This window comes from Paenibacillus sp. OK060 (genome assembly GCF_900101205.1).
GTDB classification, from domain to species: domain Bacteria; phylum Bacillota; class Bacilli; order Paenibacillales; family Paenibacillaceae; genus Paenibacillus; species Paenibacillus marchantiae.
Genome location: NZ_FNFR01000003.1, coordinates 138870 through 165722, shown reverse-complemented (window position 1 = coordinate 165722; position 26853 = coordinate 138870). Strand labels below are relative to the sequence as shown.

Annotated in this window: 24 protein-coding genes and 1 riboswitch; of the genes, 23 read left to right on the top strand and 1 reads right to left on the bottom strand. The window is 48.2% G+C overall.

Features of this window, described 5'->3' with window-relative positions; translation table 11 throughout:
- Positions 1–175 precede the first annotated feature (175 nt).
- The 11 genes from BLS14_RS12545 to BLS14_RS12495 all read left to right on the top strand — a co-directional run bounded on the left by BLS14_RS12545 (position 176) and on the right by BLS14_RS12495 (position 11956).
- Positions 176–1726 carry a phytoene desaturase family protein gene (locus BLS14_RS12545; RefSeq protein ID WP_090951950.1) on the top strand — a complete coding sequence of 517 codons (1551 nt, stop codon included), beginning with the start codon at positions 176–178 and terminating at the stop codon, positions 1724–1726.
- Positions 1723–3186, top strand: a complete 1464-nt coding sequence (locus BLS14_RS12540; protein WP_090951947.1) for a phytoene desaturase family protein — start codon at positions 1723–1725, stop codon at positions 3184–3186. The genes BLS14_RS12545 and BLS14_RS12540 overlap by 4 nt, the downstream gene beginning before the upstream one ends.
- A complete protein-coding gene (locus BLS14_RS12535; protein WP_090951945.1) occupies positions 3183–4055 on the top strand; it encodes a phytoene/squalene synthase family protein in 873 nt (290 codons plus the stop codon). Before BLS14_RS12540 ends, BLS14_RS12535 begins: the two co-directional genes overlap by 4 nt.
- On the top strand, positions 4055–4822 hold the full coding sequence (locus BLS14_RS12530; protein WP_090951942.1) for a carotenoid biosynthesis protein: 768 nt from the start codon (positions 4055–4057) through the stop codon (positions 4820–4822). Before BLS14_RS12535 ends, BLS14_RS12530 begins: the two co-directional genes overlap by 1 nt.
- Positions 4791–5549 (top strand): lysophospholipid acyltransferase family protein, encoded by a 759-nt coding sequence (locus BLS14_RS12525; protein ID WP_090951939.1) that lies wholly within the window; start codon positions 4791–4793, stop codon positions 5547–5549. The genes BLS14_RS12530 and BLS14_RS12525 overlap by 32 nt, the downstream gene beginning before the upstream one ends.
- A gap of 2 nt (positions 5550–5551) precedes the next feature.
- Positions 5552–6700 carry a glycosyltransferase family 2 protein gene (locus BLS14_RS12520; protein ID WP_090951936.1) on the top strand — a complete coding sequence of 383 codons (1149 nt, stop codon included), beginning with the start codon at positions 5552–5554 and terminating at the stop codon, positions 6698–6700.
- Positions 6697–8178 (top strand): phytoene desaturase family protein, encoded by a 1482-nt coding sequence (locus BLS14_RS12515; protein ID WP_090951934.1) that lies wholly within the window; start codon positions 6697–6699, stop codon positions 8176–8178. Before BLS14_RS12520 ends, BLS14_RS12515 begins: the two co-directional genes overlap by 4 nt.
- A gap of 332 nt (positions 8179–8510) precedes the next feature.
- On the top strand, positions 8511–9578 hold the full coding sequence (gene fni, locus BLS14_RS12510) for a type 2 isopentenyl-diphosphate Delta-isomerase (RefSeq protein WP_090951931.1): 1068 nt from the start codon (positions 8511–8513) through the stop codon (positions 9576–9578).
- Between the two features lie 559 nt (positions 9579–10137).
- Positions 10138–11481: a transcriptional regulator gene (locus BLS14_RS12500; protein ID WP_090951926.1), complete on the top strand. Its 1344-nt coding sequence runs from the start codon at positions 10138–10140 to the stop codon at positions 11479–11481.
- Positions 11482–11487: 6 nt separating this feature from the next.
- Complete coding sequence (locus tag BLS14_RS32545) at positions 11488–11625, top strand: hypothetical protein (RefSeq protein WP_160319726.1); 138 nt, start codon at positions 11488–11490, stop codon at positions 11623–11625.
- Positions 11626–11782: 157 nt separating this feature from the next.
- Entirely contained in the window at positions 11783–11956 is a 174-nt protein-coding gene (locus BLS14_RS12495) for an aspartyl-phosphate phosphatase Spo0E family protein (protein WP_090951924.1), read from the top strand.
- Between the two features lie 81 nt (positions 11957–12037).
- Here the strand turns inward: BLS14_RS12495 and BLS14_RS12490 are convergent, their stop codons facing one another.
- Positions 12038–12469: a hypothetical protein gene (locus tag BLS14_RS12490; protein ID WP_090951921.1), complete on the bottom strand. Its 432-nt coding sequence runs from the start codon at positions 12467–12469 to the stop codon at positions 12038–12040.
- A 165-nt stretch (positions 12470–12634) separates the two neighbouring features.
- Between BLS14_RS12490 and BLS14_RS12485 the strand changes: the two genes are divergently transcribed.
- The 12 genes from BLS14_RS12485 (at position 12635) to BLS14_RS12430 (ending at position 26804) form a co-directional block, all read left to right on the top strand.
- Positions 12635–13105 carry a GNAT family N-acetyltransferase gene (locus tag BLS14_RS12485; protein WP_090951919.1) on the top strand — a complete coding sequence of 157 codons (471 nt, stop codon included), beginning with the start codon at positions 12635–12637 and terminating at the stop codon, positions 13103–13105.
- Between the two features lie 192 nt (positions 13106–13297).
- Positions 13298–14398 (top strand): redox-regulated ATPase YchF, encoded by a 1101-nt coding sequence (gene ychF, locus BLS14_RS12480; RefSeq protein ID WP_063566964.1) that lies wholly within the window; start codon positions 13298–13300, stop codon positions 14396–14398.
- Between the two features lie 620 nt (positions 14399–15018).
- Entirely contained in the window at positions 15019–16086 is a 1068-nt protein-coding gene (gene prfA / locus BLS14_RS12475; protein WP_063566965.1) for a peptide chain release factor 1, read from the top strand.
- A gap of 25 nt (positions 16087–16111) precedes the next feature.
- A complete protein-coding gene (gene prmC, locus BLS14_RS12470; protein ID WP_090952646.1) occupies positions 16112–16996 on the top strand; it encodes a peptide chain release factor N(5)-glutamine methyltransferase in 885 nt (294 codons plus the stop codon).
- A gap of 85 nt (positions 16997–17081) precedes the next feature.
- Positions 17082–18302 (top strand): FtsW/RodA/SpoVE family cell cycle protein, encoded by a 1221-nt coding sequence (locus BLS14_RS12465; protein ID WP_063568410.1) that lies wholly within the window; start codon positions 17082–17084, stop codon positions 18300–18302.
- Between the two features lie 213 nt (positions 18303–18515).
- Positions 18516–19736 (top strand): FtsW/RodA/SpoVE family cell cycle protein, encoded by a 1221-nt coding sequence (locus BLS14_RS12460; RefSeq protein WP_090951916.1) that lies wholly within the window; start codon positions 18516–18518, stop codon positions 19734–19736.
- A 753-nt stretch (positions 19737–20489) separates the two neighbouring features.
- Entirely contained in the window at positions 20490–22049 is a 1560-nt protein-coding gene (locus BLS14_RS12455; RefSeq protein ID WP_256336417.1) for a glycosyl hydrolase family 18 protein, read from the top strand.
- Positions 22050–22339: 290 nt separating this feature from the next.
- Positions 22340–22999, top strand: a complete 660-nt coding sequence (gene spoIIR / locus BLS14_RS12450; protein WP_090951914.1) for a stage II sporulation protein R — start codon at positions 22340–22342, stop codon at positions 22997–22999.
- Between the two features lie 283 nt (positions 23000–23282).
- Positions 23283–24440, top strand: a complete 1158-nt coding sequence (locus tag BLS14_RS12445) for an L-threonylcarbamoyladenylate synthase (protein WP_371121636.1) — start codon at positions 23283–23285, stop codon at positions 24438–24440.
- Between the two features lie 173 nt (positions 24441–24613).
- Positions 24614–25174: a manganese efflux pump MntP gene (locus BLS14_RS12440; protein ID WP_063568347.1), complete on the top strand. Its 561-nt coding sequence runs from the start codon at positions 24614–24616 to the stop codon at positions 25172–25174.
- A 124-nt stretch (positions 25175–25298) separates the two neighbouring features.
- A complete protein-coding gene (locus tag BLS14_RS12435) occupies positions 25299–25871 on the top strand; it encodes a low molecular weight protein arginine phosphatase (protein WP_090951908.1) in 573 nt (190 codons plus the stop codon).
- A 116-nt stretch (positions 25872–25987) separates the two neighbouring features.
- Positions 25988–26069: riboswitch (ZMP/ZTP riboswitch) on the top strand.
- A 141-nt stretch (positions 26070–26210) separates the two neighbouring features.
- On the top strand, positions 26211–26804 hold the full coding sequence (locus BLS14_RS12430; RefSeq protein WP_063568349.1) for a TIGR01440 family protein: 594 nt from the start codon (positions 26211–26213) through the stop codon (positions 26802–26804).
- Positions 26805–26853: the final 49 nt, after the last annotated feature.

The following is a 26853-nucleotide window of genomic DNA, read 5'->3' as shown; positions in this document are numbered from 1 at the left end:
TTATTAGAGAATTTGACCAGTCGGTCATTTTTTGATTTAATAAGTTGTATAATATTTGTACTACATTTGTATAATGTTTTTGCGTTTACCCGCTTGAACTGTTCATGGGCGGTTTAATAATAGGTTAAAGACTATAGTCCTAGAGATAGTTCTTAACATAGGAAAGGTGAGTGGCATGATACCGAATCAGCAACGTAAACGTGCAGCTGTCATTGGTGCAGGTCCGGGTGGACTTGCAGCAGCGATGTTATTGTCCGGCCAGGGGTACGAAGTAGATGTATATGAGAAACAGCCAGTCATCGGGGGACGTTCTGCCAGACTGGAGCTGGGTGAATATCGATTCGACCGTGGTGCCACATTTTTAATGATGCCGCAGTTGATTGAAGAGATGTTCGACGTTGTAGGACGCAAGCTATCAGACTATGTGGAGATGAAAGAGCTGACTCCGCTGTATGCCCTAAATTTCGGTGATAAGGTGTTTACGCCTTCTCGTAATCGTGAAGATACAGCTGCACAGATCAAGGAGCTTTTCCCCGGCAACGAGGACAATTACCTTCGGTTCATGCAGGAAGAGGAAGTGAAGTTTGGCAAAGTCATGCCTTTGCTGCGCAGGCCTTTTGGCAAGCTGGCAGATTATTTGCGAAAAGATGCCATGACAGCTCTGCCGAAACTGGACATTAACAATACAGTTTACGGCATTCTGTCCCGCTATTTCACAGATGAGCGCTTGCGCTGGGCATTCACGTTCCAATCCAAATACCTCGGCATGTCCGCTTGGGATTGCCCGGGTACGTTTACGATTCTGTCATTCATTGAGCACCACTATGGTTTGTTTCACCCTATTGGAGGCGTCAATCGCGTATTTCAAGCCATGGCTGATGTAGTTGAAGAATATGGAGGAAGAATACATACATCCTGTCCAGTTAAACAGGTCATTGTTCGCAATGGTCGTGCAGAAGGCGTTTTGCTTGAAAATGGAGAACGCATTGAAGCGGATCATATCGTTGTTAATGCAGACTTCGCGCATGCCGTGAACCATCTGTTTGAACCAGGCGTACTCAAGAAATATACACCGGAGAAAATGAAGCGTAAAAAGTACTCTTGCTCCACAGCCATGCTGTATCTGGGCGTGGACGGTGAATTGGATTTACCGCATCATTCGATCTATTTTCCCGAGGACTATCGACTGAACGTCGACGAGATTACGAAACACAAAGTGTTATCTACGGATCCATCCCTATATATTCATAACCCTTCCAGACTCGATTCGACGCTCGCACCGGAAGGGAAATCTGCATTATATGTTCTCATGCCTACGCCGAACCTTACCGGAGACATCGATTGGGAGGTAGAACGGGAGAATGTGCGGGAGGCGATGATGAAGCGGATGGAATCGATTCCTGAGTTGTCAGACATCCGCAGTCGTATTGAAGAATCCATGATGTTTACACCGCTGGATTGGCAAAATGAACTCGACGTGTACCGTGGAGCAACATTTAATATGGCTCACAATCTTGGGCAGATGATGTATCTGCGGCCGCATAACCAGTTTGAAGAGTTGAAAAGGGTATGGCTGGTGGGCGGCGGAACGCATCCGGGCAGTGGATTGCCGACCATTTTTGAATCAGCTCGAATCAGCGTGAAGCTGATCCAGGAAGAGGACGCTCGCAAGCGCTCGAAACCATCCTCGTATGTGAAAACGGCGGAAGCGGGAGGCCATTCATGAAACGGGCAGCCATCGTAGGTGCAGGCATTGGCGGTCTTACTTCAGCATTGCTGCTGAATAAACAGGGTTGGGACGTAACGGTATACGAACGGGGTTCCAGAGTTGGAGGTCGTATCGGCTACGAGCAGGAAGGGGAATATCGGATCGATCAAGGCCCGACCATCGTACTTCTGCCCGAGATGCTGCTTGGCATTTTGGAGGAAGCGGGGGTGGATCGTTCGAAGATTGAGCTGCTGCGTTGTGATCCATTGTACAGGGTTCATTACAGCAGCGGACGTGTGATGACCAAAATGACGGCACGTGAACAGCAGGCCGAAGAGATTGAACGTCTCTTCCCTGGAGAAAGCCAGGGATTCTCGAAATTTATGAAAGATATGGACACGCTGTTTCCGGCGGGACGGGCTGCGTTTCTGGAACAGGCTTTTCCACGAAAAAGGGATTTCTTCACTCCGTCTCTGATGTCCCTGATGGGCCGATTACGTGCTCACAAAAGTGTACGGAAGGCTGTAGGCGATTATTTTCAGCATGAGGAACTGCTGGATGCATATTCGCTGCAAAGTCTCTATATTGGAGGATCTCCCTTCGGCACGCCGGGTATTTATTCCCTGCTTCCTTATGCAGAGCATGAATATGGCATCTGGATGGTGAAAGGTGGCTATGCTGCATTACCTGCCATACTGGAACAGGAACTGATATCACGAGGTGGTCGGGTGGTGCTGAACACGGAAGTGACGGGACTGAATATTAAAAATGGTGTATGCGAAGGTATAGAAACTGCCGCAGGCGCAGAAAATGTGGATGCAGTTATCTACAATGGCGATTTCCCCCACCTATCGGGTCTGCTGGGTCAGACGAGTGAATTTTCACGCAAACGAAAGCCATTTCGCCCCTCATCAGGATGTGTGTTGATCTATGCGGGCGTAGACAAAACCTGGGATGATGCAACGACGCATCAGTTTTTCCTGCCTCCAAGTCTGGACGGCAGTCTGCGGGAAGTGTTCGACCAGCGCCGCATTCCGGCGAAGTCCTCTTTTTATGTATTCAATCCGGCAGCATTGGACGAGACGGCAGCTCCGCCAGGTCAGAGTGTGTTGTACTTCCTCATTCCGGTGCCGGATGCCGATGGTGTCGACTGGTCTCGGGAGAGCGAAGCGCTGGCAGAACGAGTGTTGGAAGAAGCGGAACAACGCGGATTTCCGGGACTTCGTGAAGCAATCAAGTGGAAAAAAATACGTACTCCCGCTGACGCTGAGCGTGACGGGCTGTATGGCGGCGGCAGCTTTGGCATCGCACCCGTACTGTTTCAATCCGGTGTATATCGTCCGCAACCGAAGCCATTCCCGGAAATCCGGGGACTGTATGCGGCAGGAGCTTCTGTACATCCGGGAGGCGGGGTTCCTATTGTGATGCAAAGTGCACGGATGGCAGTGAATTTACTGACGAAGGAGATGGAAACATGAATGAAGCGATTTTGAACAAGTGTGAGGAATTAATGCAAAAGGGCTCGTCATCTTTTTATCAAGCCTTCAGAGGTCTGCCCAGCCCACGCCGCGAGGCCGTGTACGTGATCTATGCCTTTTGCCGCATGATCGATGACAGTGTAGATGAGCCGGAGCAGTCGCCCTATACGATTCATGAAATCCGCAATCTGTTCAATCAACTGGAAGAAGCGGAAGGACATTTTATTTGGCCGGCATTACGATGGCTGTTTACGAGTTTCCCTCATTTGGACAAGGGGCCTTTCTTCCGTCAAATAGACGGACAATTAACTGATCTTAAAGTCACACATTATACAACGATGGAGGAACTGGAACAGTATTGTTATCTGGTTGCCGGAACCGTCGGCGAGATGTTGCTGCCTGTATTGCGAGATGACAATGGTACAGACGTGGCTATGAACGGGATTGCGCTGGGCAAAGGTATGCAGATCGTCAATATTATCCGTGATGTGGGCGAAGACCGGGCAAGAGCCCGCCGCTATGTTCCGCTGGAGTTGATGGAGAAGCATGGATATTCCGAACAGGATTGGGCTAACGGTGTTGTTGACGAAAGGTTTAAAGCCATCATTCATGAATTAAAAGCAGCTGCGCTGGGCTGGTTCCGTATCGGTATGGACCATCTGGATACGTATCCAACCGAAAGTGCATTTGCCATTGAGCTGGCTGCAGCCTTTTATTCGACTATTCTGCATGCGGTTGAGCGCAACGACTATGACGTGTATACGAAGCGTGCATTTGTTAGTGATGAACTGAAACTGGAGATGCTGGGTGCCATTGTGAAACGTTATCCAATGCTGGCTTACCAAGCCTCCCGCACGGCGGTATCCTGATGGTTCAGGGCCTGTACTGGGCGTGGTACTTCATCGGAGCGGTACTGATGCTGACAATCGGTGTTCCGGATGTACTGTCCTTCTCCAACGGTTTGTTTCTAATCTTCTATGCACTGTATGTGATGGATCTGATATATCAAGGACGGAAACGGACAGGGTTGTCCGACCAGTCAGTCATTTGGATGAAACCTGGACTCTGGCTGGTTTCCTTTATTATATGGCTGGGTGGCATGGGGGTAGAATGGGTCGGCGTGCATACACACTGGCCCTTTGGCGAGTATTCGTATTCAGACTTCTTCGGAATCCACCTGTTTAGTGTACCCGTTACATTAGGCTTCGCCTGGATTGCCGTGGTGGGTAACTCGGCTCTGCTCAGTGGCGGTGGCTCGACCTGGACCGGCAAGCTGATCCGGGCGGTTAAGACTGGATTTTGGGCCATCGTGCTCGATCTGGTGCTGGACCCGGTTGCGCATGCCAGAGGATTCTGGCAATGGCAAGCCCCAGGTGGATTCTACGGTGTGCCCTGGACCAATTACATAAGCTGGTTTGTAATGGGAGCGTTCCTCTCGTTGTTTCTTCCGGCAATGCCTTCAGATCGAAGCTCATTGCTGCGTGCAAAATGGTTATATCAGCTGTTTATTCTACTGTTTGGGTTGTTAGCTCTCAAAGAAGGAATTACAGGTAGCTTCATCATTGCTATTGTAGGTGTGCTTCTTGCTGAGGGGAGCTGGCTATATGATTCGCGCCGTAAAATCAAAACCGTTTAACCGGATTTTTTTCTTATACAATCATTATTATTTGCTGCGGAGACGTTTTCGCTCGTTTACGTTATCAGGGTCACTGGACCCGCTGCTCCCGAACAATGACTCACCCATGGACCCGGATCAACCGGTCATCTATTTCATGAACCACAGCTCGTGGTGGGATGGTCTGCTGCTCTATCATGCATCTCAACAGACTTCCCGAGGCGATCATTATGTCATGATGGAAGAAGAGCAGCTGCGACAATATGCCTTTTTCCGCAAACTTGGCGCGTATTCAATCAATAAGGAGAATGCATCCAGCATTCGAACCTCCTTGCAATATACGACCGAGCTGCTTCACTCCGGCAAAAGGGTCTGGATCTTTCCCCAAGGGGAAATTCTGCATCAGGATGCCAGGCCAATCGAGTTTCGTCCAGGCATTGGTTTGCTGTTACGCCGCTCTCCACGCACCGTAGCTGTACCTGTGACTTTGTGCCATGGCATGGTTCAACATGATTTACCGGAAGTATCGATGCAGGTGGGTGCGCCTGTAATAGAAAATTGGAAGACATGGAAGAGTGACGAGATTGCCACCAGATTGAGCAGGGTGCTGGAGCAGCAGTTGAATGACCATAAATCAGAGCTGGTACGCATCGGGCAGGGGAGTTTACCGGGCGCTTTTCCACTGATTCGTCATGTACGTTCTACGAGTGAAAAATACGATGCGGCACGAAAGCGGGTGAACCGTTAGCGATGAGTGCATCTGAAATAGGATGGATTATACTGACTTGTGTACTGGGCGTTCAGGTGGTGTTTGCAATATGGAACGTCACCTGTCTGCCCAAAGTGCGTTCATTCAACGCAGATGAATTGAAAAATAAGGATATCCTGGTCTCTGTACTGATTCCTGCCCGCAACGAGAAACTGCACATTCAAGGATGTCTAGAAAGTGTGCTTGCCAGCGATACATCCGGATTTCGAATGGAAGTACTGGTGCTGGATGATCGCTCGGAAGATGAGACCGCAGCTATAGTTCAAGCAATTGCCGATTGTGATCCACGTGTGCGCCTGCTGCATGGCGTGGAACTTCCCGTAGGCTGGATGGGAAAATCTCATGCTTGTCACCGACTGGTACAGGAGGCCAAGGGTGAATGGTTTATGTTCGTGGATGCCGATGTACGCTTGGAACCGCAAGCCATCCGGCAGACTATTGCTGCGGGGTGTGAGCAGGGCGGCGGCCTGGTAACGGGATTCCCCTATCAGGTGACGAAGACCTGGATGGAAAAGCTCGTTGTGCCTATGATGGTGTTCACCATCATCAGTCATCTTCCCATTTTCATGATACGCAGATCATCCAATCCGATGTTTGTAGCCGCTACTGGGGCGTTTTTGCTCATTCACCGTTCCAGTTATAAGGCCTCGGGTGGACATGCTGCAATTCAGGCTGATCTGGTCGATGACATGAGTCTGGCGAAGGCGGTTAAGCGTGCGGGACATCCAGTCATGCTGGCCGATGTTCATGATGTAACGAATACACGAATGTACCAGAATGGTGCTGAAGTGTGGAACGGGTATAAGAAAAACATGTACGAAGGTATGGGGCGCAAAGATGTGCTGCTTTTAGGCACGATGCTGATGTATACACTGATGTATATTGTGCCTCCCCTCGGTCTGATTATCGGTTTGTTGTCGGGCAATGCTACATCCATCATCTATGGTCTTGTGGGAACCGTGCTCGGGATGGCAGGCAAAAGGGTATCGGATTACGCTGGAGGACAACCCTGGTGGCTAGCTTTCCTGCAGCCGATTAGTATGGCCTGTGTCATTGCGATCGGCATCGCTTCCTGGCAGGCAGGTCGTTCTGGCAAGGGGTATGTATGGAAGGGTAGGCGGTACAGTTGAAGGGTAACGTCATTATTATCGGAGCAGGATTTGGAGGTCTATCGTGTGCCATTCGTCTAGCTTCGCAAGGAGTGAGGGTCACCATTCTGGAGCGGCAGGAGCGGGCCGGTGGAAAGCTGCAACAGATTGAGCAGGATGGATATCATTTTGACCGGGGGCCAAGTACGATCACGATGCCCGCAAGCTTCCGTTCCGTCTTCGATCACGCAGGTGTGGAGATGGAGGATTACGTTCAGTTGTATGAGCTGGAACCACGTACACGTAATAGTTTTGCAGATGGGACCGTGGTCGATTTGTCGGGCAATCGAGGGTGGATGAAGGAGCAGATTGCTGCCTACAGCCCGGAAGATGCGGCTCGTTATGATGCATTTATGGATGAGTCTGCTGCGCTGTATGCGGAAGCTAATCGTCATTTTCTTGGAAAGCTACTGTTGTCGCCAAAGGATAAATATAATCTTCGAATGCTGCGCAGTCTGCTGCGCGTACGACCTACAGTGAAGCTGGATAAGCTGCTGCGTTCTTATTTCCAACACCCTCATACCCTTGCGATGTTCGGTCGGTATGCTACCTATGTTGGGTCATCACCATATCAGGCGCCTTCAATCTTTGCCATGATGGGTCATGTGGAAGCAGAAGAGGGCATCTATGGGGTCAAGGGTGGAACCTATCAACTAATAGAAGCAATGACACGGCTTGCACAGGAAAAAGGGGTGGAGATCGTTACTGGCATCGAAGTCCGGCAAATTGTTGTCAGGAATGGCAAAGTGGCAGGTGTGGATACGGATCAGGGCTTCCGGGAAGCTGATCAGGTTGTTGCCAATGGAGATGTGCTCAGCGTCAATCGGCTGCTGCTTGCGCCAGAATATCGCAAACAGATGAGCGATGAGCGAATTCGCAAGTATGAGCCGTCGATTTCGGGGTTCGTGACACTGGCTGGTGTGCGGAGACAGTATGAATCCCTGCTGCACCATACCGTCTTTTTCCCGGAACGGTATGAACCGGAGTTTGACCATATTTTCCGTGACCGAAAAATGCCTGCCGATCCGACGATCTACATCTGTTATTCCGGTTATTCGGAAGCGGGTATGGCTCCGACAGGAGCGAGCAATCTGTTCATTCTGGTGAACGCTCCGTATTTGTCGGACTCATGGAATTGGGGTGAACAGATGGACCGTTACGGTGAATTGGTGTTGGAGAAGCTGGCCGAGCGGGGAATTATGGGATTGAAGCAGTCGGATGTGCTGATCCGGTACACACCTCAACATATAGAACGGGATACACTCGCCCATCAAGGGTCGATCTACGGCATCTCGTCCAACTCCGTGAAGCAGACCTTCATGCGTCCCGGCAATAAAAGCAAGGATGTACAAGGGCTGTGGTACGTGGGCGGAACAACGCATCCGGGCGGTGGAACACCGATTGTGACATTGTCCGGGCAGCTTGTTGGAGCGCAGCTTGCATCGGAAATCGTAAAGTAATTTATAGAAGAGATTCATCTAACAGAATGACTGACCCAACCTCCAAATATCTAGTTATCAAATATATGTAGAACCTCGAAACTCAAGTTATTATTGGGTTTCGGGGCACCCTTTCCATTGCTGGGCCGGAACGTTATACTGGTAGAGTTGACGCGCTGAGTGGGAATATCATTTATAATATAGATCCAAATCATACCGTTTGTACGTTACATAATAAGAATTAATATTTCTGAGAATCTCTCTGCTGTATCGGGCAAATCCTGAACGGAACCTAGCCCACGCTGGCAATGATCCTGTCCATCAGCACTATTCTCACATAAGGAGGTCTCATCATGAATGAACAAGAGCGAGCCGGCAAACGGCTGCTTCCCGAGGTGGCTACGGGGGAACGGAAGCTGGAGCATGTGCGCCTCTGTCTTGAAGAGAATGTGGCAGGAGAAGGGGTAACCAGCGGAATGGAGCGATATGCTTTTCGTCATAACCCGTTACCTGAATTGAATTTTGAAGAGGTAAGTCTGGAGACTTCGTTTATTGGTAAAAGGGTGCGTACACCCTTGCTCATCAGTTCGATGACGGGTGGAAGCAAAACAACGGGTGCCATTAATGAGCGGCTTGCCCGTGTGGCAAACGCCCGAGGCTGGGCACTCGGCGTAGGTTCGATTCGGGCTGCCGTGGAACAGCCCGAACTGGCAACCACCTTTGATGTGCGGCGCTGGGCACCGGATATTCCGGTCATCGCGAACCTTGGCGCGGTGCAGCTGAATTATGGCTTCAACACTGCTGATTTCCAGCGGGCCGTTCAGATTGCTGGCGCAGATATGCTGGTGCTGCATTTGAACAGCTTGCAGGAGATCTTCCAGCCTGAAGGCAATACCGATTTTAGCGGGTTACTTCATCGGATCGAGGAGCTGTGCCGTCAATTGGACGTGCCTGTTGGCGTGAAAGAAGTGGGTTTCGGCATCGATGGCGTGACGGCACAGCGATTGTACGAAGCAGGTGTGGCTTTTATCGATGTGGCTGGAGCAGGTGGCACCAGCTGGGTGCAGGTCGAAAAGTTCCGAAATTCGAATCCGGTACGTCGTGCGGCAGCAGAAGCTTTTGCCGACTGGGGCATTCCGACAGCGGAGTGCATTCAGGAAGTGAGAGCGGTAAACCCGGAAGGTGTTCTGATTGGTAGCGGTGGATTGTACACTGGCGTGGATGCGGCCAAAGCCCTTGCGTTAGGTGCAGATCTGGCTGGGTTCGGCCGATCTCTGCTCGAATCCGCGGTTGCTTCCGATGATGCGCTGAATGAGCGGCTGGAACAGGTTGAATTCGAGCTGCGTACCGTCATGTTTGGCATTGGTGCAGGGCGGATCGAGGATTTGAAGCAGACGTCGCGTCTGGTGGAACGGCGTTAGTCCGGGGACAGAAATGCAGGTGCGAACCCCAAGTTCGTATAATTTTCCTGAGGGATTCGCATCTCTATCACATGCTGTTTCAACATAATCAGAAGTCAGTGAAAAAACCAAAAAAACCATCCAAAGTAAAAGTGGACGGTTTTTTTGGTGTCTCTTTATAGTGTGACATTCCGCTCTATTGAGAATGCTTAGCCCAGTTTGTTTTTTTACTCCTTATCGTTATCCGGTATGTACTCTAACACATCTGTAAGAGTGTAGTCATTTCCTGTCATTGTCCGCAGAGTGTTTACAATATTTAAGGTATCTAAATCAAGCCTTTTCGTTTTTCCTTCGCACAAATCATATATAAGATTGGGTCTGACTTTTGCTTCCCTAGCCAGTGCATTTTTCGTGACGCTGGCGCCCCTTTGGAACCATTTCTAAAAAAATTGGGCAATGCAGATAAGTATTTTTATATTAAAAGTAAATTATTTACAAGTAAAATATTGATATAAAATTCAAAAATATAGTATAATTTTATTGACCATTGCTTAATTTTGCTTGGAAAGGTGGTGTACCTTTGAACTCAGTAGCCACAATACGTGATCATTTAGCAGATTATTTAAAAACTAACCATATGACACTCAATCAATTTTCTGAGATATCGGGAATTAACTCAGGAACGTTGAGTGGTACGCTGAACGGGCTGCGTCCCATAGGCATGCAGCAGTTGGATCGACTTACTATCGGGATGGGTTTAACTGAGGGTTACTTCTATGAATTATACATAAATGAGTGTTTTGTACATACAAGTCCGGATTGGAGAAGACTTGGGCCTTTTCTATACCGTTGTGCCGAACTCGGTAAGGTCGATTTTATGGAAGAAGCTGTTAATCTAATTATGGATAATCTTTCCTACGCACCCCTTTTATTCGAGTTGGCCGAGCAGTTATATCGTGAAGGGAAGCTGGAAGCGGCCAGGCCCTTATATCGTTGTGTAGCTGAAAGCGAGAAAATGCAACACTCCGAACGATTGGCTCTAAGTCAGTATCGTTTGTTCACGATCGGGCTTTCCAAGGATCAGATGAGCAATCTTACACTTGCTACGCAGTTTGAGTTTTTTGTAGATCGGCTTGACGAGCCTTATCAGCTGGATGGATTGAACGATCTGATTAATGTGTATGCTTCGTTGCGCCGATGGGATAAGGTGAAGAATCTTGCTGACAAGTTAAAGTTAAAGGCAATGATCCATTATGAGTTGTATAAAACAGTGAGAGAAGAGGAGGATAAACCTAAAAAGCAGTTTGTTTTTTACGTTTTGTACTCATATTTGGCTCTTGGAGAAGCATGTTTCTATTATGAAGAATATGAAAAAGCACTTCAATATGTCTCTTTGTACACCGATTATAGCTGGGTAAATGATCCGAGCGACGAGGAAATCGTTGTTATTCGTCAGTTCGAGGAATGGGCAGAAGGCAACCGATATCTATATGAATTAATGTCAGGTAAAACAGAGGTTATCCAAACTTATATGGACTACATTTCTGAGAGAGAGAACGAGATTTTCCCTGCTTTATGTGCAATTGTGAATGCTGCGAATCGGTTTGATATTAACATTAATCCAGTTTTAGAAACATATGACTCTTATTTCATGTACCAAGAACAGAGTAGTCGTATTGGAAAAATCAGCGAGCAATATACGAATGATCAATATGGTACTTTGCTTGTGGGCCTAGGTACATACTATTTAAAACACCAAGATTATAACAGAGGATTTGAGTTAACTCTTAGCGGTTTGGATTTTGCAATTAAAATTAAGAATAAAGATAGTATTCTAGAGTGTATAAAATTATTTGAAGAATTTCGATATTGTGCAGTTGAAGAAGCTAAATTGCGATACAAAAAATTGATTCGGGAGGTCTGAATAAAAATGAAGATGAAATTGGCACTATTGATATTTACATGTAGTATTGCGGTAGGAGTAATTATTCCTACTACTCAACCCATCCCTGCTGAAATAGACCATCCAGCAATCATGACAACTAATGGTCATGGCATGGGAAGTTAATCAACATTTCTGAAAATACGCTTTTTTAATATGAGCTGCTCCCTCAAGTAGAATGGTGAATTGCCTACTTTGAAGGGAGCTTTTTCGTGTTGGAGTTCGCCTGATTCCCCACTAATTAGCAGAACGGACTAAAATGTTACAACAGGGAGGGGTGAATATGGATTGTGGTAAGCTCAAGTTGCAGATCGAAGCAGCGAGACAAAAGCTTTATCAACTAAAGACGGACTATAATGGAGATTTGCTCCATCCTCATGTTATACAGCAATCTATGGTCCTGGATGATCTAATTAATCAATATAATCAAGTTAAAATAAAAAAGCCGATGGAATAATCCAATCGACTTTGGGCGAGAACTTTGGCGGGTCGCTCGCCCCTATATTTTAACATAAGTTCATGGTGCGAAGTATCGTTATTACATACATTCCTCTTTCACAGTTATCGTTTCATTAGTTACAGTCACATAGGAGTTGCCAGATAAGTATTCGGTATAGCCGCATACCGTTTTGTTATAGGTTTCACCACGGCTGTTCGTAAACTCCAGATAGACGGATCCTTCACCGGAGAGTTGCAGCTGTGGAGCGAACTTCACTTGTTCCCCGCTGGGGACTGCTTTATTTAAGTTGTATATAGTACCCTCATTGTTTGTATTGAACGAGTCAACGCCGCTGCTCACGCGTGTTGTAATATTTGAAAGATCATAGTCGGACTGATTATGAATCGTGATCCTTAAATGTCTGAAGGGGTCCAGCGCCTGGTAAACCATAGAAATAACTAATCCAATGAAGAGAATCACTGTAGATAGGATGATTATTTTCCTTTTTGAAAAGGGACGACGCGTATTCATAAGTAATCTGCTCCTTTCTTTCATATAGATATAAACAGAGTGAGGTAACTAAAAGTTGTAAAGGATTTGGCTTGTATTACATCATGCAGACCATGGTATAACAAGATACAATACTATAGAGTGCAAAAAGATCATACATAGAACACTCGAACTAGGAGGGAACCAATGGAACTGATCCCCATGAATCAAGAAGAATATAGAAATTTCCGTATTCGCTCGATTAAAGATTTTGCAGAAGAGAAAGTGGAGGCGGGTACTTGGGCTGCAGAAGAGGCGCAGGGACTTGCGGAGGCGTCCTACGACAAATATTTACCTGAGGGGCTGAATACACCGGGTGCGTACCTCTATAATTTGGTGCATGCCGTGGACGGGAATGTGGGTTATATCTGGTTTAACGTTACAGATAACCGCCGTGGCAAAGATGCTTTTTTGCTGGATGTTGTGGTCGAAGAAGCCTATCGGGGCAAGGGTTATGGTACAGAGACGATGGAGGCGCTTGAAAAGGAAGCCTTGAGCCTTGGCGTGGATCGCATTGGTCTACATGTCTTTGGACATAATGTGCGGGCAAGCAGCCTGTATCGCAAGATGGGGTATGAGGTAACGGATCTGACGATGTACAAGGAAATCAAAGGGTAAAACTAAAATCGGATAATCTAAGTCAAACGTATGATCTACGCAAAACGAATCATCCGCAGTAACCAGGGATTTGGGGAAGCGGATGGCGCTCTGGTCGAATTGGCGAAGTTCCTTGATGCCTTGGGGTTTGTCATATATAATGTATAGGATTATCCATACCGAACAAGTAATCAATGAGGAGTTGTCATATACATGGCTTTGAAAGCTGGAATCGTGGGCTTGCCTAACGTTGGTAAATCCACACTGTTTAACGCAATTACACAAGCTGGTGCCGAATCGGCAAACTATCCGTTCTGTACGATTGACCCTAACGTGGGGATCGTTGAAGTACCGGACGAGCGTTTGGACAAATTGACAGAACTCGTTGTACCGAAAAAAACGGTACCAACGGCGTTTGAATTTGTAGATATTGCAGGTCTTGTTCGCGGTGCGAGCAAAGGCGAAGGTCTTGGTAACAAGTTCCTTGCCCACATTCGTGAAGTAGACGCCATTGTACACGTGGTACGCTGCTTTGTAGACGAGAACATCACACATGTCGATGGCAAAATTGATCCGGTAAGCGACATCCAAACGATCAATCTGGAGCTGATCCTTGCCGATATCGAGAGTGTCGAGAAAAAAATCGATCGCTCCAAGAAAAACATGAAGGGCGGCAACAAGTCAGCTGCTCAGGAAGTGGAAGTACTGGAGAAAGTGAAGGCTGTTCTGTACGAAGACAAACCAGCACGCAGCATGGAGCTTACGGACGAAGAGCGTCTGATCGTGCGCGATCTGCATTTGCTTACCCTGAAGCCTGTTCTGTACGCAGCCAATGTAGCTGAGGACGAAATCGGTGATGTGGCGAACAATGCTTATGTGCAAAAAGTAAGAGAATTCGCAGCTGCTGAAAATGCAGAAGTGGTGCCGATTAGTGCGAAAGTGGAAGAAGAGATCTCGGAGCTGGAAGGCGAAGATAAACAAATGTTCCTGGAAGAACTCGGTATCGAGGATTCCGGTCTGAACCTGTTGATCAAAGCTGCTTACAAATTGCTGGGTCTGTACACGTACTTCACAGCAGGCGTACAGGAAGTTCGTGCTTGGACGATCCGTAAGGGTACAAAAGCACCTGGCGCAGCGGGTGTCATTCACACCGACTTCGAGCGCGGATTCATCCGTGCAGAGGTTGTTTCCTACGACGATCTGGTTGCTGCCGGTTCCATGAACGGTGCGAAAGAACGCGGACAACTTCGTCTCGAAGGTAAAGAGTATGTTGTAAGCGACGGCGATGTTATGCATTTCCGCTTCAACGTCTAATCTGGATAATCTAGATAAGAAAACATACTTGAATATACGAGTATAACAGCTCTGTCGTCTTCTAATGAAGATGGCAGGGCTTTTTACATATTGCAGAATAATTTTCAATAAGCTTAAGACAATCGACAATAAATTTGTCTGTATCTCCTGTACATTTACTGGATTGTTTACTCGCTCTGGATATAATAAAAGGAAGAAGGCTCATGGGAGATGAGCTCTTATACTCTTATAGCGGTTGCAAATCAATCTCGTTGCTTAAAATAAAGTAAATCAAAATTTGGATGTAGCTGCTGCAAACAGTTGCTATTCAGGAGCATAAGAATATGCTATAATTAAGAGTCGTATACCTATGTTAAATTTCTCGCTCAGCTTAATGAGTTGAAGCGGGTTTGACACCGGGTACGCGATTTCTTTTATATAACTTAAAAGTAAAGGATTTGATGACGTTGTAGCGATGTTATACGTCGATCATAAAATGAATGTTACGGTCAGGGATTTCTGAGAACTCCGTGCCTTGTGAAATATAAATGGTCTGATAACGCATGAATGAATTGAATGCCTATCGGAATCGAATGAATGTTGAAATGCTGGAACGAAAATAATGCGTGAGGTGACTATACATGTTTGATAAATTACAGGCGTTAGCCGACCGTTACGAGAAACTCAGCGAGCTGCTGTGTGACCCCGATGTAGCAAGTGACAACAAGAAGCTGCGGGAATATTCCAAAGAGCAATCGGATCTGCAGCCTACCTATGAAGCGTACAATGAGTACAAACAAGTGAGCCAGGATCTTGAAGCTGCGAAAGAAATGCAGGGCGAGAAGCTGGACGACGAAATGCGTGAAATGGTCAAAATGGAAATTGATGAACTGAGCACTCGCCAGAAAGAACTGGACGATCTGATTCGTGTTCTCATGCTGCCCAAAGACCCGAATGATGATAAAAACGTCATCGTTGAAATTCGTGGAGCTGCTGGTGGGGATGAAGCGGCGTTGTTTGCAGCGGATCTCTATCGGATGTATACACGTTATGCTGATACGCAAGGCTGGCGCGTGGAACTGATGGACGTTAACACAAATGATTTGGGCGGATTCAAAGAGGTCGTATTCCTCATTAATGGACGCGGCGCGTACAGCAAAATGAAATACGAAAGTGGCGCACACCGTGTGCAACGTATTCCTACAACGGAATCCGGCGGTCGGATTCATACGTCTACTTCGACAGTAGCCGTTATGCCTGAAGCCGAAGATTTCGATATTGAAATCCATGATAAAGATATCCGTGTAGATACGTTCTGTTCCAGTGGTGCCGGTGGACAATCGGTTAATACCACGAAATCGGCTGTACGGGTAACTCACGTTCCAACGGGAATTGTGGCTACGTGTCAGGATGGTAAATCCCAGAACTCGAATAAGGAAAAAGCATTGCAGGTTCTGCGTACGCGTATCTTCGATATGATGCGTCAGGAAGAAGAAGCGAAAATTTCGAGTGAACGGAAGAGCAAAGTGGGTACAGGTGACCGCAGTGAGCGGATTCGTACCTATAATTTCCCGCAAAGCCGTGTTACGGATCACCGTATCGGATTGACGATGCACAAGCTGGATCAAATCATGAATGGTGAGATTGCTGATATCGTGTCTGCACTGACGATTGCCGAGCAGACGGATATGATGGATAGAGGAGAATAATGCTGTGACCCGCGCGCAGTTTGTCATGACGCCGGAACAGAGTTGTCGGGAAGCCTTCGTGGAGGCTTCCTCTTTTTTGGAGAAGTGCGGCGTGTACGAGCCGCACAACAATGCCCGGCTGCTGCTGGAACATGTACTCGGCCGCGAAGGGGCCGCGTACTATATGATGCAGCCGGAGCCCTTTCCCAGCGAGCTTCGCAGCCGCTGGGAAGACGCCGTCACGCGCAAGGCTGCGGGTGAGCCGGCGCAGTACATTATCGGCAGCCAGGAATTCTACGGGCTGCCGTTCGAGGTCACTCCGGCCGTGCTGATCCCGCGGCCGGAGACCGAGCTGCTGGTCGAGGCTGTGCTGCGCGAAGCCGACCGCGTGTTTCCCGGCGGCGCTCCGCTCGCCGTCGACATTGGCACGGGCAGCGGGGCCATCGCAGTGACGATGGCTTCGCAGCGCCCGCACTGGCAGGTAGGCGCCGGAGATATCTCGGCGGCTGCCCTGCAAGTGGCCGCGCGGAACGCGGCCGCGAACGGGGTACAGATCGACTTCCGTGAAGGCGATCTGCTGGCCCCGTTCGCCGGGGCACGGGTGGACATCCTGGTGTCCAACCCGCCTTACATCCCGGCGGCGGATATCGCCGGGTTGCAGCCCGAGGTGCGCGATCATGAGCCGCGCACGGCACTGGACGGCGGCCCCGATGGGCTGGGGCCGTACCGCATCATGCTGGAGCAGCTGGTGCTGCTGCCTGCACCGCCGCAGATCATCGGTTTTGAGCTGGGCCAGGGTCAGGCTGGGGACATCGCAGCTCTGCTTGAATCGGCCGGATATTGGCCGGAGATTATCGTCGTGCCGGACCTTGCAGGCATAGAACGGCATGTACTGGGTGTTCGTACTTCGGAACAGGTGACGAAAATGTAAGGTTCCACGGGTTTTCTTTTTGACGTGAAATCCTCTACAATGAGATATACCGAAGATTGCTGAATGCTTGGAGGAACATAACTACATGCTGCATAAATTCAAAAAAATAGACTATTCGATTGTTTTTATATTGCTCATTCTGATGGCTATTAGTATTTTGTCGATTTATAGTACCACCTTCGGCCGACCGAAGTGGGAGGCTTATCCCCAGAAAGCAGTAATTTTTTACATTATCGGTTTTATTGTGTTTTTCGGAATGTCTATGATTAACTACAAATTGATCATTAAAAATTACCTATACATTTATGGCGTGGGCATGATACTGCTTATTCTTGTTATGTTTATCGGTAAGGAGTACTACGGGGCTCAAGGATGGTTATCCATATTTGGCCTGAGCTTGCAGCCTGCCGAGCTATTCAAACTATGTCTGATTGTCTTCCTGTCAGCGCTTCTGGCAAGGAAGAAAAACAGGCCGTTGTTTTTTGGACGAGATGTCATCCCGATCTCACTCTGTGTGCTTCCCCCGTTGTTGCTCGTCTTGCTTCAAAATGACTTGGGGAATGCGCTGAGCTATGTCGTTATCCTGGTGGGGCTTCTATGGATAGGCAATATCAAATTCACGCATGCCCTGATCGGGTTTGTCATAGCGGTGACCGCTTTGATCGCTGGAACACAAGCGTATATTCATTATCATGATGAAATTGTGAAATTTCTGAAGGACATTGGTCGCTCTCACTGGGCAGATCGTTTCGACCCCTGGCTAGTACCGGATCAGACGTCAAGGGATGTGCTCTGGCAGACCTACAATGCCAAGTTGGCTATAGGCTCTGGAGGTATTAGCGGTAAAGGATACATGGAAGGTACCACGATTCAGTCGAATCGGGTGCCGCTGGCCTACGCGGACTCGATCTTTGTGCAGATTGGTGAAGAATTTGGTTTTGTTGGAGCATCGGTGCTGCTGCTGCTCTACTTTATCTTGATTCACAGGCTGGTGCTGATTGCACTGGAATGTAGGGATAGGGCAGGGCCATATCTCATTGTCGGTATTATAGCGATGCTGCTCTACCAGATCTTTGTCAACATTGGTCCGTTCATTGGTCTGATGCCGCTGACAGGCATTACACTGCCGTTTATCAGTTTCGGGGGAACCTCGCTTGTTCTCAACATGCTTAGTATGGGACTTGTGATGAGTATCAAAGTGCATACAGAAGAGAACGAGGATATTCTCGGTTCCGCAGAACAGCCAAGCATTACGGAGTTGGTATTGAAACTATTTAAACGCAAATCAACGCAACAGGAGCAATAGTCTTTATCCTAGGACAGACTCTTTGCAAATGAATACGGTATAAGTTAACCCTGAAATCAACAGATCGGAGTAAGACAGATCTGTGGGTTTCAGGGTTTTTCGTTGTTTTGTTTGACGGATTTCCATTTTCTCCTCCAATTCTATACAATGGTAATATTAAAGACTAATGGAAATAATTAATGGGTATTGAGCCTCAGGGGGATACGTGGGAACATGCTGAGAATGCTGAAGAAGATGGACGGGGTTATTCTGTTTGTGTTGCTGCTGCTTATGGTCATGAGTGTATTTACGGTGTACAGTGCGATTCAGTCCGATCCGAAATTGGGCAATCATCATATCAAAACCTTACAGTTTTACGGAATTGGATTCGTAGCCCTCATTGGTATTGGATTGGTCAATTATAAACTGTATATCCAATATGCGTTTTATATTTACGGGTTTGGGATTGTCCTGTTGATTCTTGTTAATTTCATAGGGGGCACGATCAATAATGCGAATGGCTGGATAAAGATTAATGATTATCTTTCTTTTCAACCGGCAGAGTTGTTTAAAATGATCTTGATTCTGTTTCTGGCTCATGTATTGGTCAAAAGAAAAAATTCTACGCTTCGTTTCTGGAAAGACATCGTTCCTATTGGTTTATGGACGTTCGTTCCCTTTGCACTCGTAATGATTCAGAATGATCTGGGCAACGCCCTTGGATACATCGTGATTCTGGCCGCTGTGTTATGGATAGGGAATATCAAGTTGTCGCATGCACTAATTGCTCTTGCCATTGTGGGGATAACCTTTTTTGGATTCGTCAAAGCATATACGTCATATCACGATGAGATTTTTACCTTTCTGGAAAAGGCGAACCGGGAGCACTGGGCCGAGCGAATTGATCCTTGGCTTGTACCGGACAAAGCAACGTCGAAAGCTTCCTGGCATACGAAAAATGCGGGTCTCGCCATAGGCTCGGGAGGCATAACAGGCAAAGGCTATATGCAGGGAACATCCGTCCAATCGGGGCGTGTACCGTATACGTATTCGGATTCCATTTTTGTGGTCATTGCCGAGGAGTTTGGTTTTGTAGGTGGATCTGTTCTGCTCTTAATGTATTTTATCCTCATTCATCGTATGGTGTTAATCGCTTTACACTGTAGAGACCGGGCAGGACCTGTCGTGATTGTGGGGATTATCGGCATGTTGTTATATCAGGTGTTTGAAAATATTGGTGCTTTCCTTGGGCTGATGCCGCTTACGGGCATTACGCTGCCATTTATCAGCTATGGAGGCACCTCGTTGCTCATTAATATGGCATGTATCGGGCTGGTGATGAGCATTAAATTGTATGGCCAGGAAGACGAGGACGAGCTTCTTATGGGTGAACAACGACCTACCTTATTGGAACGTTTATGGAGTATGGTCAAAAAGGAAAAGACAACAGCGTAATCTTGAACTTTGGTATGATTCATCTCTGCTATGGACATCCAGCTTCTCATTAAGAGGGGGAGTATGTTATAGAGCAGTAAGTGATTTGTTTGTTATTCTGATCTTTGCCTGCGCAGCCAGGTGAAGATCTTTTTTTTTGTTAAAAAGGCAAGGCGATCTTTGGAACTTTGAATGAATGCCAAATTTAAATTTTATTGACAAATATTTCAATTCTGTATTATCCTAATTTTAACTAGATTATATACGTATTTTACCCGCCTACTTACACTCTACACGTCAGACAGTAATCAATACTTTGAAAGTCGGTTATAAACCTACTCCTCATCCATGCAACCAGTCATGCCAATGATGAATGTAATTGTAATTTCGTTGGTGTACTTCTTCCCTAGATTATCAAAATTGTTCAGCGACAAATTTCCTTTGATATCCCATTGCCCTTCAGCTCAACGTACTATGATCCTTTTTGAGTTAGCCTATTTTTTCTGCGAATCTATGTATTCCATCCATGAATGTTCAGCGGCTCAGATTCCTTTTTTTAGAATGAAATCGATTACATTTAATTGTAAACGCTTCCTTTATTTCGAGTCTGATTGGAACAGAAAGGGTGGAAAAGCGATGTGGATCAACAAACATAGCCTTTCAGCGGCATTAACGAGAGAAGCAGCAGGGAGTACAGGGCGTGATCCTCCTGCTAACCAAAACGTAAAGCTACTGCTGAATTCCTAAAATTAAAACCCAAAGGAGAGTTAAGTGATGAACCTAAATCGAGTTGGTACGATCCCTTCATTTGTAAAAGTGTTCATGCTCTTGTTTTTATCTTTTGCACTAACCGTTTCAACATTTGCTATCGGACCGGCGAAACAAGCTGAGGCAGCTCCTCTTCCAAAGAAAATTATTGCTTATGTGGCTGGTTGGGCCAATTGGACCGCGAATGATATCAAGGCAGAACAGCTCTCTCATATCAATTACTCCTTCGCTCTAATCTCTAACGGCAAAGCAACCATTACAAACTCGGATCGTACCAAACTGCAACTTATGGTTGGACTGAAATCCAGAAACCCTGATCTGAAGGTGTTATTGTCTGTTGGGGGCTGGGGAGCTAACGGTTTTTCAGACGCAGCGCTAACAGACGCCTCACGTACAACCTTTGCCGATAGCATTGTGCAGTTGGTAACCTCCAATAATCTGGATGGTGTCGATCTGGATTGGGAATATCCGACCAACCCTGCTGCCGGTACAACTGCACGGCCACAGGATAAACAAAATTTCACACAACTGCTCTCGAAGGTGCGTGAGAAGCTGAATGCTCAAGGACAAATGAATGGCAAACAATATCTGCTGACCATTGCCGCCGGAGCGAGCAGCAGTTATCTGAATGGTGTGGAAATCAATAATATCACGCCTCTGCTCGATTGGATCAATCTGATGACTTACGATTTTCATGGAACCTGGGACGCAACCACAGGTCATCATACGAATCTGTCCGGAAGAGATATTAGTGTAACGTCTGCGGTCAATCTGTTCAGAAATAGCGGTGTTCCCGCGAATAAACTGGTTATTGGCGGAGCCTTTTACGGCCGGGCTTGGACTGGTGTTCAGAATTCGAACAATGGTCTGGACAGGCCAGCTTCGGGTGGTTTTGAACCCGACTACAACACTATTGTCAGCCAATATTTGAATAAAAACGGTTATACACGGTACTGGGACAGCAGTGCCCAAGCTCCTTATCTGTTTAATGGGAATACCTTTATCTCCTATGACGACCCGCAATCGCTCAGCCTGAAGGTGCAATATGTGAAAAACAGCAATCTGGGTGGCATCATGTTCTGGGAGTATAGCAATGACCGCTCAGGTGCGCTGCTTCAAGCCGTATATTCGGAGGTTACGGGTGGGGGCACGGTGCAGCCTCCGAATCCAAGTGGATACAACTATCTGGTTGCTCAAGCCAATCAGCAAATCATCTCTGCCGAGAACCAAGGCAATGACCAGCTTGTCGCCAATCGGACGACGGCAGGAGACTGGGAGCTTTTTGAATGGATCACGAACTCCGATGGAACGGTGTCCCTCAAGTCTAAAATCAATAATAAATATGTCACAGCGGATGTTAATGTGGGTGGTGCCCTGATCGCCAAAGCCACAACCATTCAGCAATGGGAGAAGTTCAATCGTGTGGATTTGGGTGATGGAACAATCGCGTTGCAGGCACTCGCCAATAACCTGTATGTGACCTGTGATCTGAATAATGGCGGTAAGCTTGTAGCGAGCCGAAATTCGGTTGGCGGTGCTTGGGAAGCTTTTCGGGTGAATAAGTAACCGATACACTGATATCCATGCAGCATGCCATATTGGAACACCAAGGGTAGGTTAGAGATTTAGATTTATCAAAGAAGTGCCAGCCGACAAGCGTTCCATAGGCAGGCGCTTCTTTGATTTTCGTCATACATAAAGCGAACTAACAGTCCTTTCGTTTTAAGTATTACCCGCCTATTAAAATTTTAGTAGATTTGTAATCTAGCAGGTTTACTTCCGTCTCTTCCGGGCATACTGATAGACATGAGAGAGTTACAGGGATCATGATCACGGGAGCCGAGGGGGAGAACGGAATGAGCAGAAGAATCGTGAAACAAATTGGACTTATTATTGTATGTCTTATGATGATTATTATGATGTGGGAAGGTCAGAAAACCGATGCAGCTGTGGCGGCCACAGCCATTCCCGAACAATCCATTCGTTTGCGCATTCTGGCAAACTCGGATGCAGCGGGAGATCAGTTGGTCAAACGCGAGATTCGGGACGCCGTCGTTGCCCAAATGAATGGGTGGGTAACCGAACTGGAGAATCCGCAAAGTCTGGAAGAAGCGCGTGGGGTCATCCGTCAGCATTTATCTGAAATCGAGGATCGTGTAGGAGAAGAGCTTGCCAATCGTGGCTTAACCTATTCATATCAGGTGGAACTTGGGGTTGTTCCGTTTCCAACCAAATTATATGGGGGTACCGTATATCCGGCTGGAGATTACGAAGCAGTGAGGATAACACTGGGAAAAGGCGAGGGACAAAACTGGTGGTGTGTGTTGTTTCCACCATTATGCTTCATAGATGCAGGAACAGGTGATGCGCTGGCGAAGCCTGCAACAGCATATGCAGCTGCCGTAGAGCCTGGGGACGCACAAGCATCTGTGCAGGCAGCTACACCAGAAGCGCGTTTCTTCTTGTGGGATATGGCGGTCAAATTGTGGGATTGGGTGACGGGATTGTTTGCATAACTGTATAACATGCTGCTGGATATAAGCTTTATCAGGGGACTTCGATTCAGGGGAGTGCCCTTTTGTTTTACCATAGGCTCGAGTCAAAGATCGCATGATGTTAATCGCTGGCAAGATTCAGACCGCATCCTTGGGCAGAGCAGATATGTTATAATTATAGGAATCAGAAAACATAAGCGAAGAAGGCATCTCGGAAGCGGAATGTCTTGCATTAACTACCCTACTGAAGTTTAGGAATGATGGATATATGACGAGAGAGAACGAGCAATTGCATCAGTCTTCCATGAAAGGCATGGAGAACGATGAAAGTACAGAGAAAAAGGTTACAAGTATGTGGGATGTCAATGTACTGGTAACCAATGAGAACAAGAATGAAGTGGCAAAAGGGAGTGCGTATAAACAGGCACTTGCTGACTTACAGGATGCCGCAGCCTGTCTTCGTCAAGGACAGACCGTGGCATTCCCAACCGAGACGGTATACGGTCTGGGTGCAGACGCTCGCAGTACAGCTGCGGTGGAAGCTGTATTTGCAGCCAAGGGGAGGCCTTCGGACAATCCGCTGATTGTGCATATTGCACAGCGTGACCAGTTGGATTCACTGGTCACGGAAGTGAATGGCACAGCGGAGGCGCTGATGACGGCCTTCTGGCCGGGGCCGCTAACGCTTGTGCTGCCGGTTAGGCCAGGGGCGGTATCCCCGCGGGTTACCGCCGGCTTGGACACGGTGGCCGTGCGGATGCCGGACCATCCGGTGGCCTTGCAGTTGATCGCTGCGGCGGAATGCCCGGTCGCTGCGCCGAGCGCTAACCGCTCCGGGCGGCCAAGCCCGACCCTCGCAGCACATGTGCGCGAGGATCTGGCAGGCCGCATCGGCGGCATCGTGGACGGCGGCCCCACCGGGGTGGGCGTCGAGTCCACGGTGGTGCAGGTCGGTGACGACGGTACCGTCACCATCCTGCGCCCTGGCGGCATTACGGCGGAACAGCTGTCCGTCGTTGCCGCCCGTGTCGCCACGGACCCGGCGCTGCTCGCCGAGGGGCCCGGTGGCGATGACAGCCCGGCGCCGCGCTCGCCGGGCATGAAGTACACGCACTACGCGCCCACAGGTGCGCTGTGCGTGGTGGAGGGGCCGCCCGCAGCGGTGGCGGCCTGGATCAGCGCCGCCCTCGCAGAGGCGGCGCAGCGCGGGGAGCGCACCGCGGTGCTGGCGTTCGCCGAGCACGTGGAGCAGTACCGCGCCGATGCCGTGTTCTCGCTGGGCGAAGCCAGCGAGCTGGAGGAAGCAGCGCGCCGGCTGTACGCCGCGCTGCGTAGCTGCGATGAGCAGGGGGCCACATATATTGTGGCTGAAGCCTGCTCGCGCGAAGGACTGGGAGCAGCCGTCATGAACCGGCTGCTCAAGGCGGCAGGTCACCGACTCATTCAGGTCGGTAACCGATAGCTCCCTTTTTTCATAATATCGCTATGAATATTTCCCTCTGGCACTCGTCCTCTAGTTACGACTAGCAATTCCATTTTTTTGAGCTGGGAATGCAAAATGTCTTCTCAGGTCATGTTTATGTCCTTGTCCGCATAAGGTGTACAAGAACCTTTACGTGACTTGGGGGTATGGGGATGTGGGATGTGTCTGCCCATGTAGGGCAGTTGGTAACCATTTTGATTATGGCCGTCGCTCTCGGACTCGACGCGTTCTCACTCGGCATCGGGATTGGCATGAAGGGTATTCGTATGAGAGACGTATTGCGGATCAGTACCGTAACGGCCCTGTTTCACATCATCATGCCGCTCATCGGCATGTATACGGGCAAATATGTCAGTTCCTTGCTTGGTGACATTACGACGTATGCAGCTGGCGGTCTGCTGGTCCTGCTCGGCGCCCATATGATCTTGAACGCTTTCCGGGAGGGAGATACCAAACTGGTGGATCATCGATCTTTGCTCGGTGTGATACTGTTCTCACTGAGTGTCAGTGTGGATTCGTTTTCCGTTGGAGTCTCGCTCGGCATGTTCAGCAGTGATTTGGTGTTAACGGTACTGGCTTTTGGTGTCTGTGGTGGAGCAATGTCCGTCATGGGTCTGATGTTGGGACGGCGTGTGAGCCAGAACATGGGGGATTACGGAGAAGCGGTCGGCGGAGCGATCTTGCTCGCTTTTGGACTTTTGTTTATATTTTAAAAAACGACGTTAACCATAATTACAGCCTAGTGCAGTCTTCAATATATAATTAAGAGTTTCATTGGTTCAGATGGAGTTTCAAACATGATTCGACAACATTTGCAAAATGGGGAGGCTAACCACAATGAAACATATTTTGTTTGTATGTACAGGGAATACATGTCGCAGCCCCATGGCGGAGGGACTTTTACGTAAACTGGCGTCTGAGCGGGGCATTAAGGTGGACGTTCGTTCCGCAGGTGTAGCCGCAACAACGGGCATGCCCATTTCCCGTCATGCGGAGGCCGTATTAAGGGATCACAACGTTGAGGGACCCCCACATTCGACGCTTCTTAGCTCCAACCTAGTCGGCTGGGCCGACCTGATTCTCACGTTAACACGCAGTCATAAACAGCATGTCATGCAGGTTTTTCCTGACTCGGTACACAAGACGTATACCTTGAAAGAGTATGCGGAAAATGACGAACAAGTCTTGAATGATCTTCAGGAATTGGACAGCCTGTTTGCAACATTCGAAATGAAACGTGCGCTAGGTCAGGAGATTTTGGCATCTGAACGTGAGCGGGCAATCGAGATCAGACAACGCATTCCGAGCTTTGATATTTCAGACCCGTTTGGCGGCAGTCGCGACGATTACAACATCGCTGCGGCAGAGATTCGGACTGCGCTCGATAGACTTTTGGACAAGTTGGAGTAATTGGATTCGTTTAATCATTCCCAGGTACCGATAGATTTCCATATAAAAAACGTACATGGGATGTAAATTACCCGTTGATTTTAAACGCAGGTTGTTTTATGATGAATGGGAAAACAGGGATCCGGTGTAACTGGCGACGAAGTGGGCATAACCACGATGGAGCACCGGAACAAACGGCCGGTCGCCTGGGCAAAAGAGCAATTCTGCGTTACCCGCAGACTGCTCTTTTTTTCGTCTTTCATCTGATTATTCGCTATAATAGTACCTGAAATGCCATACAAGAGAATACCAAGGGCAGCCAAGAGGAAGCCGGGCATGATTTTATCGGGAGGCGATAGGATGACTATTGAGTTAGATTCGGAACAACCCGGATTGCATGAACAGACCGCATCCATTCTGCGTGAACTGGCGCTTGCCGGACAGCTTGGACCTGGACAGATCGTTGTGATCGGTACAAGTACAAGTGAAGTTGCAGGCAAACGGATTGGTACAAGCGGTGCTGTTGAAGTAGCGCAGCAGCTTCTTGCGGGTATACGCGAGGTGCAGCAGGAGTTCGGTTTTGATGTTGTATTCCAATGCTGTGAGCACCTGAACCGTGCGCTGGTTATGGAGCGTTCACTGCTTACACGTCTTGGATTGACTGAAGTGGGTGCAGTACCTGTGCCCAAAGCAGGTGGTTCCATGGCATCCGCAGCGTATCGCTCGCTGACCGATCCATGCCTGGCTGAACATGTGCAGGCCCATGCGGGACTGGATATTGGGGAGACGATGATTGGCATGCATTTGCGGCATGTAGCAGTACCTTTCAGAACAGCACTCCGCTACATCGGTGATGCCCGTGTAACTACAGCACTGACCCGTCCGAAGTTGATTGGCGGCGAGCGTGCAGTGTATCGTATGGAAGAGCAACCAGATTCGACATTTTGTGACTGATATCTTCAACCTATTTAAAGCCAAATTAGACTTTACACGAAAACGGAGA